We start from the raw sequence: 11,890 nt of genomic DNA, 5'->3' as shown, positions 1-11,890 counted from the left end.
TCCGGATAATAAATATCCATATATAGGAGTAAGCGCAAGAGGTATGCCGAACATGCGGATCAACAAGGGTGTCGAATGGGCCGGACATGCCTGTGCGTTGCTGGTGCCGCTTTGGCCTGACCGGGGGCTGCCTCTGTCAGCACTGGCGGAATTTCATGGCTTGCCGGAACCCTACATGGCGAAACAGATGCAAGCCCTTGCGCGTGCAGGGATCGTCAGCGGTGGTCGCGGGCGCAGCGGGTTCTACACCCTCGCCCGCGCACCCAACGAAATCACGCTGCTCGACATCCTGCTCGCGGTGGACGGCGATGAGCCGATGTTCCGCTGCACGGAGATTCGCCAGAATGGACCGTGCGGCAGCAAACCCGCCGACTGCAAGGTCCCCTGCAACATTGCCGCCGGTTTCTGGCGCGCGGAAGAAGCCTATCGGGCCCGCCTGGCGCAAGTGGACCTCGCCACACTGGCAGGCGCAGTCGCAGCGCAACTGGGACCTGACAAGGTCTCCCAGGCCGGCGACTGGATCGGTGAAAACCTCCGCTCGCGCAGCTGATCAGAGCGCGACGGGGTCCGTCCCGTCGAGGCGGTGCGTGCAGCCAAGGTCGGCGGCATCGTCCGCATCCGAGAGAGCTGCAATGGTGCGCCAGCCAATCGCCCGCAGGCGCTCTGCAGCGGTTTCATCGTGCCCGAGCGGCAGGAACAGCGTGTCGGGCACTGGCGCTTCGGGCAGAGCCGGGAGCAATCCGTCGAGATAGAGCGAGAAGCCGGTCGCGGGCTCGTCGGAGCCCTTGATCCAGTAGGTCCCGCCCCGCCCCAGTGCGCCGCGCGCGCCCTCGGCATAAAGCGTGAAGCCGAACCAGCTCTGGTATTCGAAGCCGTGGCGCTCGGTCGGATCGAGTGTGATGCGGGCGCGTTCGCCAAGCCGCGCGGCGATGGCCTGCAGGCCATCGATCCGGCTTGCAAGCGCTCCCCCGGCATCGAGTGCGCGCAGTTTCTCCAGCGCCTCGGGGAGGGGCCCGGCAGCGTGGATCAGCGGCAAATAGGCCTCGCCGCCAGCCTCGACCAACCCGCCAGCATCCTTGGTATCGAGCTCGCGCCGGACCTTGTCGATCTGATCGGGCGCGAGTGGAAATTCCTTCGTCGCCAGCACATCGACAAGGTCGGGCAAGGTGAAATCGACCGATATTCCCTTTGCACCCGCCGCCTCGACCGCTTCGACTGCGAGCAACATAATCTCGCTCGCTGCAGCAGCCGTGTCGGCCCCGATCAACTCTGCCCCCAGCTGCAGGCGCTGGCGCGCCGGGTCGAGCTGGTCGGCGGTGATGGTGGCGACTTCACCGGCATAGCATAGCCGCAAGGGGCGCGGGGCATCGGCCAGCGCGGTCGAAGCGATGCGGCCCAGCTGCGGCGTCATGTCGCTGCGCAGCGCCAGCGTGCGCAGGCTCTGCGGATCGACGAAGCGGAACAGGCGGCGCGTCTGGACCCCGTCCATCCGGCCCGCAAGCGAGCGTTCAAACTCGATCAGCGGCGGGCGTACCCGGTCATACCCATGTCCTTCCATCGCCACCAGAACCGCGCGCATGGCCTGGGTAGCCTTGCGCGCTTCGGCGGGAAGCCGGTCTTCGAGACCGATGGGGAGCAGGTCGTCGGTGTTGGTCATAACGCGTGCCCGCTAGTGTATCGGCTGCCCTTCGACAAGCTCAGGGCGAACGGAACTTGTTTCGGTTCGCAGTGCGAACCGCAAGGGCGCCAAATGATTCTGGCGCCCGCCGGCCGGTAGGCCGCCCCTTCGGAGGCATCGGCGAAGCCGATTGCCGTGAGAACAAACAAGCGCTCAAAACGCCAGAGGCATCACAGTCTTGACGCCTTCCAGGTCGCAGGCGGCCTTGACCACTTCGGCAGGGATCGGCTGGTCGACGCTCAGCAACAGCACCGCTTCCCCACCCGCTTCGCGGCGACCGAGGTTGAAGGTGCCGATATTGATGCCGTGTTCGCCCAGCAGCGTCCCGATGCGGCCGATGAAGCCCGGCGCGTCCTGGTTGACGATGTAGAGCATGTGCCCATCGAGTTCGGCTTCGATCCGCACGCCGAAGATCTCGACCAGCCGCGGCGCGTCGCTGCCGAACAGCGTGCCCGCCACCGAGCGGTCGCCCTGTTCGGTGCCCACGGTGACACGGATCAGCGTGTTGTAGGCACCTTCCTTCTCGTGCCGGATCGAACGGACATCGAGCCCGCGCTCCTTGGCGAGGTAAGGCGCGTTGACCATGTTCACCGTGTCGGAATAACGCCGCATGAAGCCTGCCAGCACCGCGCCTTCGATCGGCTTGCCGCTGAGCTCGGCGGCGGCACCTTCACGCTCGATGCTGATCTCGGTCAAATTGCCATGCGCCAGCTGGCCAACGAGGCTGCCGAGGCTTTCGGCAAGGCCCATGTACGGCTTGAGCTTGGGAGCTTCCTCGGCGCTCAGGCTCGGCATATTGAGTGCGTTGGTAACGCCGCCGTTGACGAGGTAATCGGCCATTTGCTCGGCTACCTGCAGCGCGACATTGACCTGCGCTTCGGTGGTCGAGGCACCAAGGTGCGGGGTCGAGATGAATCCCGGCGTACCGAACAGCGGGCTATCCTTGGCCGGCTCAGTCGCGAAAACGTCGAGTGCCGCGCCCGCGACATGGCCGTTGTCGAGCAGGTCCTTGAGGGCTGCCTCGTCGATCAAGCCACCCCGAGCGCAATTCACGATGCGCACGCCCGGCTTGGTCTTCCCGAGATTTTCGCGGCTGAGGATGTTGCGCGTCTCGTCGGTCAGCGGCGTGTGCAGCGTGATGAAGTCGGCACGCGCCAGCAGCGTGTCGAGATCGACTTTCTCGATACCGAGTTCCACAGCGCGCTCGGGCGTCAGGAACGGGTCGAAGGCGATGACCTTCATCTTCAGGCCCTGCGCGCGCGATGCAACGATCGAACCGATGTTACCGGCCCCGATCAGGCCGAGCGTCTTGCCGGTCACTTCGACGCCCATGAAATCGCTCTTGGGCCATTCGCCCGCCTGCGTGCGGCGGTCCGCGGCCGGGATCTGGCGTGCGACCGCCATGATCAGCGCAATCGCGTGCTCTGCAGTGGTGATCGAATTGCCGAACGGCGTGTTCATGACGACGACGCCCTTGCCACTGGCATAGGGGATATCGACATTATCGACGCCGATTCCGGCGCGGCCGATGACCTTGAGATTGGTCGCGGCATCGAGAATCGCCGGGGTCACCTTGGTCGACGAGCGGATCGCCAGGCCATCATACTCGGCTATACGGGCGGTGAGTTCTTCCGGTGTTTCGCCGGTGATCACGTCGACATCGCAACCGCGCTCTTCGAAAATGCGCGCGGCGTTGGGGTCCATCTTGTCGCTGATGAGAACTTTGGGTTTGGTCATGGTAAATTCCTAAGAGGTGTGAGTCCCAGTCAAGGCTGGGACTTCGAGCCGTTTGGCGGGGCCGAGGGAGGCCCCAGCATTCGCTGGGGCTCACTCCCGAAATTAGCCGTTCTTGAGGCTCTCGTAGGCCCACTCGATCCACGGCAGCAGGCGCTTCAGGTCCTCCTGTTCGACGGTGCCGCCGCACCAGATGCGTAAGGAAGGCGGGGCGTCGCGATAGCCATTGAAGTCGTAACCGACGTCCAGCTTGTCGAGCATCGAAGCAATGGTCTTCGGAACAGCGGCCTGGTCCTCGACAGACAGGCTTTCGTACCAGTCGCCCTGAAACACCATGCACACGCCGGTGTTGGTGCGCTTGGCAGGGTCGGAGACCATGTTGCGAAGCCACGGAGTGGCTTCGATCCAGTCGGTCACGATCTTCGCATTGGCATCGGCACGTTCAAACATCGCTTTGCGCCCACCCAGCGCCTGCGCCCATTCGAGTGCGAGGATATAGTCCTCGGTTGCCAGCATGGAGGGCGTGTTGATCGTCGCGCCTTCGAAGATGCCGCGATTGATTTTGTCGCCCTTCTTGAGGCGGAACAGCTTGGGCAGCGGCCAGTCGGGGTCGTAGCTTTCGATCCGCTCGACAGCCTTGGGGCTGAGGATCAGCATGCCGTGCTGCGCTTCCGAGCCCATCACCTTCTGCCAGCTGTAGGTCGTGGCATCGAGCTTGGCCCAGTCCATCTCCATCGCAAAAACTGCGCTGGTGGCATCGTTGATTGTTACGCCGGTGCGATCCGCCGCCAGCCAGTCGGTATTGGGGATCTTTGCGCCAGAGGTCGTGCCGTTCCAGGTGAAAACGACGTCGTTCTCCTGCGGGACCTGGGTCAGGTCGGGGATCTCGCCATAATCGGCGTCGAGAACCTGCAGGTCCTTGAGCTTGAGCTGCTTGACCGCGTCCTGGATCCAGACATTGCCGAAACTTTCCCACGCCGCGACAGTCGCCGGGCGGGCACCGAGCATGTTCCACATCGCGCATTCGAGCGCGCCGGTGTCGGACGCCGGCATAATGCCGACGAGATAGTCCTCGGGCACGCCGAGCATCTCTTTCGACAGGTCGATGGCATATTTCAGCCGTGCCTTGCCGACGGCCGAACGGTGCGAACGGCCCAGTGATTCGGTTTTGAGATTGGTAGCAGACCAGCCCTTGAACTTGGCGGTCGGCCCGGACGAAAAGAAGGGGCGCTCAGGCTTGAGCGTCGGTTCAGCAGTCATGTATTCTCTCCTTGCAGAGAGCTCGCGCGGCGTTGGGACCGCGTGGCCCGTCGGCCGCACTAAAGTTGCGCGTGGAAGAGTCAATGTGAAATACCTATGCATCGACGAGTTGTGTTTTCCGCACGACCTCCGTCGTGCGATTTCCTCGCTTAAGGGTTCTCAACGCCCAATCGCTGCGGGCGCCCGGTCGGGCTTGCGGCGCTGCGCGCCGTGCTCCGCAACCAGGCCGATTGCCGGGAATAGTCGCGAGGCAAAGCCGAGCCAGAGCGCGACTGCGCGACCGGAGGGGTGGCCTCGCTGGGGTCGGGCCCCCGGAGGATAGCCAAGCGCACGGATGTGCGCGCCGGCGCTTGAGGCCAAGCGAATGCGCGCTTATGGCGAGCCGATGCAGACGAGCGACCTTCGCATTGCGCTGTTCAGCGGGAACTACAACTACACCCGCGACGGCGCGAACCAGGCCCTGAACCGGCTGGTGGGATATTTGCTGCGGCAAGGCGCAGCCGTGCGGGTGTTCTCGCCTGTGGTGGACGAGCCCGATTTCGAGCCGACCGGCGAACTGTTCGACGTCCCCAATATCCGCATGCCGGTGAAGGGGCGCGGCGAATACCGCATGCCGATGGGGCTCAACAACGAAGCGCGTTACGCTCTGGAAGCGTTCAAGCCCAACATGGTGCATGTCTCTTCGCCCGACCCGACGGGGCACGCGGCGCTGAAATGGGCGCGCAAGCACGATATCCCGGTGGTGGCATCGGTGCACACGCGGTTCGAGACCTATCCCCGTTACTATGGCCTCGGCTTCACCGAACCGGCTATCGAATGGATCCTGCGCCGGTTCTACAACCGCTGCGATGCGCTGGTCGCCCCATCGCAAAGCATGATCGACGAATACAAGGCCATGGGCATGCACGAGGACATCGGCCTGTGGACCCGCGGCGTCGATCGCGAGGTGTTCGATCCTTCAAAGCGCGACTTGGAATGGCGGCGCTCATTCGGGCTAGAAGACAGCGATGTCGCCATTGCCTTCCTCGGACGGCTGGTGATGGAGAAAGGGCTCGACGTCTTTGCCGATGCGATCATCGCGTTGCGCAAGCTGCAGGCTCCGCACAAGGTGTTGGTGATCGGCGATGGGCCCGCGCGCGGATGGTTCGAGAAAGCGCTGCCGGGCGGCATTTTCGTCGGCTTCCAGACCGGCAAGGACCTCGGCCGCGCGCTCGCCAGTGCCGATATCTTCCTCAACCCCTCGATCACCGAGACCTTCGGCAATGTCACGCTGGAGGCCATGGCGTGCGGTCTGCCGGTCGTCGCAGCATCGGCCACCGGTGCCTCCAGCCTCGTCCACGATGGGCTGACGGGGCGCTTGGTCCCGCCAGGCAAGGCCCAGCTATTCGCAGAGGCGCTTGCGCCTTATTGCACCGATGATGGGCTGAGGCTGACGCACGGCCAGGCGGGTGAATTCCGGAGCCGCGAATACAGCTGGGATGCGATCAACCAGGCAGTGGTCGATACTTACTTGCGGGTAACCTCCGCCCGGCAGCGCTGAACCTTACAGCAAGACACCCTTTTTCTGCATGGTCCAGGCATACCACATCAGGAACAGGGCGATGCCCCACAGCACTAGGGGAAACCACCCCGGCTGCGCCGCAGCCAGTTCAGGCGGTACTTCGGTAGTCTGTTCGTAGGCCGTCGTCAGCGCGATCCCGACCAGCGACACAGCAAAGGCCCAAACCGCGTGCCGCTTGCGCAGGAGCAACAGGATCGATCCGATCAGCGCACCCCACACGCCCAGCGCCCAACCGGCATGGGCCCAGGCCGGAAAGGCATCGATATAGGCCATGCCCTCGGGGGGGAATCCCATTGATTCGAGATACGCCTCATTGCGCAGGCTGGTCTGAGTGTAGTCATTCGCGCCGACGGCGTTCCACAAGAGCGACACGACGCCAACCACCCACAGGTGCCATGGCGTCGCAGGACGACCGATCACATTCATAGCAAAACCCCTCCACGTGCCGCTTCTTGACGAACGGCCAATGGAGGGGTGCTATCACGCGCCGGGCGGGGGACAAAGCGCGTTAAGACTTGTATGCCGTAGCGTCAGAGGCGTTCGATGCGCTTTGCTACCTCGTCAATAATATCGACGATCTCGTCGATCGCCTTCTGGTCGAGCTTGCCGGCCTTGGCGCGGTTCTTGAGCACGCTGGCAAGGTTTCCCATGGCGCGGAACAGGTCGGGCGACTTTTCGCGCACCTTTTCCGCCCGGTCGCCATGTTCGCCGAGGCGGCCCATCAGTTCGTCGACCTCCTCGCAACGCTCGGCCAATTCGGCCTTGCCGGACTTGGTCGCCTTGAACGGCTTCTTGCCGCCGGATTCGCTGTCGTCGTCGTCACCCTTGGACTTGGCCGGTTTGATCTGACCCTCTTCCTCCAGCATTTGCAGCGTCGGATAGACTGCCCCCGGGCTCGGGGCGTAGGCACCGCCGGTCATCTCTTCGACCGCCTTGATAAGCTCGTAGCCGTGCCGCGGTTCTTCATTGATCAGGGCCAGCAGGGCCAGGCGCAATTCGCCTTGTCCGAACATCCGGCCGCGACGCTTGCGCGGGCGATGACCGTCTCTCCAGTCACGGCCACGACGCGAGCGACGCATGTCGCCATCGTCCCACTCACTTGCCGCCGAAGCCGCCATCATCGCGATCATGGGGCCGAGATTGTTCCAACCTCCGCGCCTGTATCTGTTCCATGTCATAAGATCTCTCCTTGATACGTCTTATGGCACTTAAGATATATCTTAGAGCTAACGATGCAAGAGGAGCATGGCAATTTCCGACCAGTGACCTATTTCGAACGACGAATGGCTGACCTGTTCCACGACGACTCTACCCCGCCCTCCGGCGCGAGCGACGATCCGCGCGAGGATACGCCGCTGGCGGACCGGCTGCGACCGCGTTCGCTCGGCGATGTGATCGGACAGGAGCACCTGATCGGCCCCGAAGGCGCGATCGGACGAATGGTGGCGGCGGGTCGCTTGTCCAGCATGATCCTGTGGGGGCCGCCCGGCACCGGCAAGACCAGCACCGCGCGCCTGCTGGCCGATGCGGTGGGGATGCGGTTCGTCCCGATCAGCGCGGTGTTCTCCGGCGTGGCGGACCTGAAGAAGGCCTTTGCCGAGGCCGACAAGATGGCGCAGGCAGGCCAGCGCACCTTGTTGTTCGTGGATGAGATCCACCGCTTCAACCGCGCGCAACAGGATGGCTTCCTGCCCTTTGTCGAGCGCGGCACAGTTACGCTGGTCGGCGCGACAACCGAGAACCCCAGTTTCGAACTCAACGCCGCCCTGCTCAGCCGTGCGCAGGTTCTGATCCTGCACCGGCTTGACGCCGAAGCGCTAGGCAAGCTGCTCGACCGGGCTGAGGAACTGGAAGGCCCCTTGCCGCTCACCCACGATGCGCGCGAGGCACTGGTTGCCAGTGCCGATGGCGACGGGCGCTTCCTGCTCAACCAGGCTGAGACGCTCTACAATGCCAAAATAGGTGAACCGCTAGACCCGGCTACGCTGGGTCAATTCCTGCAGCGCCGCGTGGCCGTCTACGACAAGGACCGCGAAGGCCACTACAACCTCATCAGCGCGCTGCATAAGTCGCTGCGCGGGAGCGATCCACAAGCCTCGCTTTACTATCTCGCGCGGATGCTGGTGGCGGGCGAACAGCCGCTCTACGTCCTGCGCCGGCTGGTGCGTTTCGCCAGCGAAGATATCGGCTTGGCCGACCCGCAGGCGCTCACCCAATGCCTCGCCGCCAAGGATGCCTACGAGTTCCTCGGTAGCCCTGAAGGCGAACTCGCAATCGTGCAGGCCTGCCTATATTGCGCCACCGCACCCAAATCCAACGCAGCCTATGCCGCGCAGAAAGCCGCTTTCCGCAGCGCGAAGGAGACCGGCAGCCTGATGCCGCCCCAGAACATCCTCAATGCGCCCACGAAGCTGATGAAGGATATCGGCTATGGCAGTGGCTATTCCTACGATCACGAGGCTGAGAATGGTTTCTCCGGCGACAATTATTGGCCGGAGGAGATGGAATCGCAGACTTACTACGCCCCGGTCGAACGCGGGTTCGAGCGCGAGGTGAAGAAGCGGCTCGAATACTGGGACAAGCTGCGAGCGGAGCGAAAGTCGTGATCCCCCGCGAAGGCGGGGGTCTCAGGCAATTCTGGACGAACCCTCCTGAGGTCCCCGCCTTCGCGGGGACTCACTGCCATGCGTAGCTTCACCCATTTCCTGGCCATCGATTGGTCAGGTGCCAAGGGCGAACGGCAAAAAGGCATCGCCCTCTCGCTCGCTGATGCCGCGGGCGGCCCGCCGGTGCTGGTCGAGCGCGGCAGGGCGTGGAGCCGCGAGGAAGTGCTGCATATCCTGCGCGACGAGGTTCCGCCCAATACGCTGGTGGGCATGGATCTGGGCATTGCGCTGCCCTTTGCCGATGCGGGTGCCTTTTTCCCGGGCTGGGACGACTCGCCCGGCGATGCCAGGGCGCTGTGGGGCCTGATCGACACCATTTGCGCCGGTGATCCGTATCTCGAGGCTGGGAGTTTTGTCACTCACCCGGAGGCCTCGCGCTATTTTCGTCATTCCAAGGAACATGTAGGCGATCGCTTCCATTTGCCCGATGCCGCGACCCGCGAAGGCCGCTTCCGCGTGGCAGAGGCGGCTCAACGGCAGCAAGGCGTGCGCCCGGTGAGCAATTTCAACCTCGTCGGCGCAGCGCAGGTCGGCAAGTCCAGCCTCACCGGCATGCGCATGCTGCACCGGCTGCGCGGCCACGTCAGCGTCTGGCCGATCGATCCCTTGCCCGAACGTGGCCCGGTGGTGGTGGAGATGTACACCTCGATTGCTGCGCGCGGAGGCGGAGTTGGCGGGGCCAAGACCAAGCTGCGCAGCTACGAGGACCTGAATGCGGCGCTGGGACAACTCGGGTCGCCGCCGGTCACAGGTGCAGGCCCGATCGACGACCATTCCTCCGACGCGCTCGTCACCGCTGCCTGGCTACGCAAGATCGGGCACGAACCCGCCTACTGGAACCCGCCGGGGCTGACCGAAGAGGTCGCGCGGACCGAAGGCTGGACCTTCGGCGCGCTCTAGGGAGTCGCGTCGCTGCGAGCGTGGCACCAGTCCTGCGATTTGGGATCGGTGTAGCGCGGCGATGAGGGGTTGAATATCCCGACAGGGCGCGTTTGCGTGCGGACCAGCATGGCCGGCGGCGGCAAGGTGGGCGGATACTCGTAGCACTTGCCGACACAATCATAGCCCGGCTCCAGCACCCATTCGCCGTCGATATTGACCGCGCCCCACTTGCCATCGCGTTTGGCCGGGGCCCATTTGCGACCCTCAAAGGCGCCGATATTCTCGAACTGCGACCCCAGCACTTCGCGACCGGACCGGTCGATGATGCTGGCCTTCCCATCCTTGACCATGCGGCCATAACCATTGCGGTCATACGGGATGAGGCGATCGAAATCCGGCGGTTCCAGCCCCAAGTCGGTGCCGTCGCTGGCCAGCCTGCGCCTTTCACCGTCCTGCCAGATGATGAATGCCCCATCGAACTCCAGCCGGACGCCGTCATGCACCGGTTCGAGCACCCATTTGCCGTCGCGATCAATGACCCCGCGCCTGTCATTCACATTGACGACCGTTCGGCCAAATGCGTCGAAGGGTTCTGGCTGCCACAAGAGGCCTTCCGACACTGGCTCGACGACCCACGCGCCTGTCGAGTCGATAAAGCCCCACTTTTCGTCCACCATGGCCGGTGCCAGCCCGTCGGCAGCGAACTGGCCCAAGCCTTCGAAACGCCCAGGCTCGATCACCCAGTTGCCATCGACATCGATGAAGCCTTGTCGGCGGTCAGGCGTCTCGGCCCAGGCAAGGCCGTTTTCAGCCAGTTTGCCAATACCGCGCAAGGATGGCAGCAAAATCCAGTCACAGGCGAGCGAGAGGATCCCGCGCCTCCCGCCGTCCTCGACCGTAAACCGGTCCCGATTGTTGAACGGCATCAGCGGATTGAGGCCTGGACCAAGCAAGGGCTTGCCTCGCGCATCAACGATCCAGCGTTCAACGCCCCAATCGTTCTGGGCCCAGAACCACGAGTTGTCGGGAGAACCTCCCGCAGAGGTGTCATTGCCGAAGATGCTCTCGTACAGGAACGGGACCATGGTGGTGCCATCGGCTGCCAGCAGCGAGACCAACCCATCCTTCGTGACTTCGATCAGGCCATCGCTCCACTGCTCGATGGCAGAGTTCTCCAACGGGACGACCACCTCTCCTTTGGCATCGACCGCTCCCCACTTGCCGTCCACCATGACAGGGAACAGCCTAGGGCTATCTGGTTCACCTTCGCCAGCTAGACTTGGCGCATGGGCAGTGGATGCAAGTAGTGACGCCGCGATCGCTGCGTTTGCCATTAAACGTTTCATGCCAGTGTCTTATCGCAGACCCGGCAGAAGGTCCACGGCAAGAGAAGCTGTTACCGATGTGACTTGCGGTGGCCGATGCTGCGCAATTCCTCGACCATGGCATCGCGCTTGCGATCGGCCTGTGTCTTCGGACGTGGCCTGCCTTCAACCTGCGGCGCGGCCTGCTGGGGGCTGTATCCGAGCATGGTAATGGTCTTCATGTTCTGGTCGCGCACGAGGCCGGGAATCAGCGCAAGGTCGATCAGCAGCCATGGGATCAGCACTAGCCAGCCAATGATTGACAGGGCCAGCACCAGCTGGGCGACACCTGACTTGGTCGCGCCGGCATAGAAACGGTGCACGCCCACAAATCCCAGTACCAGCCATAGCAGGTAAGCTACGCCGACCGACTTGCGGTTGGCTTCGAACATCATCTGTTTGTGTGCGTCGTCCACGTTTCTTCGTCCCTCTGGTACTGTGCATCATCGGCTATCGCACTAGCTGACGCAAGACTGTCGGGTCCCGTCTTCGACAAAGGGCCGACAGGGATTGGCGGGTGCCTTGCAGCTTCGATATCTTGGCACTTGAGAGCGCCAGAACTTTGCCCTAGGGGACCGCGTCTCGCCGCGAATGCTGGTATACCGCATGCGGTGGAGCGCTTCTTCCTCCGCCCTCATGTAGCGAAGCGGTAGGGCCAGAAGATGAAGCCGGCTTAGCTCAGTTGGTAGAGCAGTTGATTTGTAATCATCAGGTCAGGGGTTCGATTCCTCTAGCCGGCACCAGT

Annotated in this window: 11 protein-coding genes and 1 tRNA gene; 5 read left to right on the top strand and 7 right to left on the bottom strand. The window is 63.4% G+C overall.

The window, feature by feature from the left end:
• Positions 1-52 precede the first annotated feature (52 nt).
• Positions 53-550, top strand: a complete 498-nt coding sequence (locus QPW08_RS05300; protein WP_284124695.1) for an RrF2 family transcriptional regulator — start codon at positions 53-55, stop codon at positions 548-550.
• Here QPW08_RS05300 and QPW08_RS05295 read toward each other — a convergent pair whose 3' ends face one another.
• From QPW08_RS05295 to QPW08_RS05285, 3 genes are all read right to left on the bottom strand, one after another.
• Positions 551-1,657 (bottom strand): ATP phosphoribosyltransferase regulatory subunit, encoded by a 1,107-nt coding sequence (locus QPW08_RS05295; protein ID WP_284124694.1) that lies wholly within the window; start codon positions 1,655-1,657, stop codon positions 551-553. It lies immediately after the preceding gene.
• Positions 1,658-1,831: 174 nt separating this feature from the next.
• Positions 1,832-3,415 carry a phosphoglycerate dehydrogenase gene (gene serA, locus QPW08_RS05290; protein WP_284124693.1) on the bottom strand — a complete coding sequence of 528 codons (1,584 nt, stop codon included), beginning with the start codon at positions 3,413-3,415 and terminating at the stop codon, positions 1,832-1,834.
• Between the two features lie 102 nt (positions 3,416-3,517).
• The gene (locus QPW08_RS05285) at positions 3,518-4,672 is read right to left on the bottom strand and encodes a phosphoserine transaminase (RefSeq protein ID WP_284124692.1); all 1,155 of its coding nucleotides are present in this window, start codon (positions 4,670-4,672) and stop codon (positions 3,518-3,520) included.
• Positions 4,673-5,057: 385 nt separating this feature from the next.
• Between QPW08_RS05285 and QPW08_RS05280 the strand changes: the two genes are divergently transcribed.
• The gene (locus QPW08_RS05280) at positions 5,058-6,212 is read left to right on the top strand and encodes a glycosyltransferase family 4 protein (RefSeq protein ID WP_284124691.1); all 1,155 of its coding nucleotides are present in this window, start codon (positions 5,058-5,060) and stop codon (positions 6,210-6,212) included.
• 3 nt (positions 6,213-6,215) lie between these two features.
• On the opposite strand, the gene QPW08_RS05275 is transcribed toward QPW08_RS05280, so the two are convergent.
• Both QPW08_RS05275 and QPW08_RS05270 read right to left on the bottom strand, forming a co-directional pair.
• Positions 6,216-6,659, bottom strand: coding sequence for a hypothetical protein (locus QPW08_RS05275; protein ID WP_284124690.1), 444 nt, complete (start codon positions 6,657-6,659; stop codon positions 6,216-6,218).
• 104 nt (positions 6,660-6,763) lie between these two features.
• Complete coding sequence (locus QPW08_RS05270; protein ID WP_284124689.1) at positions 6,764-7,411, bottom strand: PadR family transcriptional regulator; 648 nt, start codon at positions 7,409-7,411, stop codon at positions 6,764-6,766.
• A 105-nt stretch (positions 7,412-7,516) separates the two neighbouring features.
• On the opposite strand from QPW08_RS05270, the gene QPW08_RS05265 reads away from it, so the two are divergent.
• Together QPW08_RS05265 and QPW08_RS05260 are read left to right on the top strand one after the other, a co-directional pair.
• Complete coding sequence (locus QPW08_RS05265) at positions 7,517-8,839, top strand: replication-associated recombination protein A (RefSeq protein WP_284124688.1); 1,323 nt, start codon at positions 7,517-7,519, stop codon at positions 8,837-8,839.
• Between the two features lie 78 nt (positions 8,840-8,917).
• On the top strand, positions 8,918-9,799 hold the full coding sequence (locus QPW08_RS05260) for a hypothetical protein (protein WP_284124687.1): 882 nt from the start codon (positions 8,918-8,920) through the stop codon (positions 9,797-9,799).
• Here the strand turns inward: QPW08_RS05260 and QPW08_RS05255 are convergent.
• Together QPW08_RS05255 and QPW08_RS05250 are read right to left on the bottom strand one after the other, a co-directional pair.
• Positions 9,796-11,013 (bottom strand): WG repeat-containing protein, encoded by a 1,218-nt coding sequence (locus QPW08_RS05255; RefSeq protein ID WP_284124686.1) that lies wholly within the window; start codon positions 11,011-11,013, stop codon positions 9,796-9,798. The genes QPW08_RS05260 and QPW08_RS05255 overlap by 4 nt on opposite strands.
• 164 nt (positions 11,014-11,177) lie before the next feature.
• Positions 11,178-11,561 carry a TM2 domain-containing protein gene (locus tag QPW08_RS05250; RefSeq protein WP_284124685.1) on the bottom strand — a complete coding sequence of 128 codons (384 nt, stop codon included), beginning with the start codon at positions 11,559-11,561 and terminating at the stop codon, positions 11,178-11,180.
• Between the two features lie 251 nt (positions 11,562-11,812).
• Here QPW08_RS05250 and QPW08_RS05245 point away from each other — a divergent pair.
• Positions 11,813-11,888: transfer RNA gene (locus QPW08_RS05245), tRNA-Thr, on the top strand.
• Positions 11,889-11,890 lie beyond the last annotated feature (2 nt).

The sequence above is a fragment of the Parerythrobacter aestuarii genome (genome assembly GCF_030140925.1).
Taxonomy (GTDB): domain Bacteria; phylum Pseudomonadota; class Alphaproteobacteria; order Sphingomonadales; family Sphingomonadaceae; genus Parerythrobacter; species Parerythrobacter aestuarii.
Note: the sequence above shows the minus strand (reverse complement) of the source record. Positions and strands in the feature narration are given on the sequence as shown.

What these genes read in the sequence shown, in the direction of transcription:
- QPW08_RS05260 (WP_284124687.1), top strand. Translation starts at nt 8,918, where the DNA reads ATGCGTAGCTTCACCCATTTCCTGGCCATCGATTGGTCAGGTGCCAAG.
- QPW08_RS05255 (WP_284124686.1), bottom strand. Translation starts at nt 11,013, where the DNA reads ATGGTGGACGGCAAGTGGGGAGCGGTCGATGCCAAAGGAGAGGTGGTC.
- QPW08_RS05285 (WP_284124692.1), bottom strand. Translation starts at nt 4,672, where the DNA reads ATGACTGCTGAACCGACGCTCAAGCCTGAGCGCCCCTTCTTTTCGTCC.
- QPW08_RS05275 (WP_284124690.1), bottom strand. Translation starts at nt 6,659, where the DNA reads ATGAATGTGATCGGTCGTCCTGCGACGCCATGGCACCTGTGGGTGGTT.
- QPW08_RS05280 (WP_284124691.1), top strand. Translation starts at nt 5,058, where the DNA reads ATGCAGACGAGCGACCTTCGCATTGCGCTGTTCAGCGGGAACTACAAC.
- QPW08_RS05270 (WP_284124689.1), bottom strand. Translation starts at nt 7,411, where the DNA reads ATGACATGGAACAGATACAGGCGCGGAGGTTGGAACAATCTCGGCCCC.
- QPW08_RS05265 (WP_284124688.1), top strand. Translation starts at nt 7,517, where the DNA reads ATGGCTGACCTGTTCCACGACGACTCTACCCCGCCCTCCGGCGCGAGC.
- serA (WP_284124693.1), bottom strand. Translation starts at nt 3,415, where the DNA reads ATGACCAAACCCAAAGTTCTCATCAGCGACAAGATGGACCCCAACGCC.
- QPW08_RS05300 (WP_284124695.1), top strand. Translation starts at nt 53, where the DNA reads ATGCGGATCAACAAGGGTGTCGAATGGGCCGGACATGCCTGTGCGTTG.
- QPW08_RS05295 (WP_284124694.1), bottom strand. Translation starts at nt 1,657, where the DNA reads ATGACCAACACCGACGACCTGCTCCCCATCGGTCTCGAAGACCGGCTT.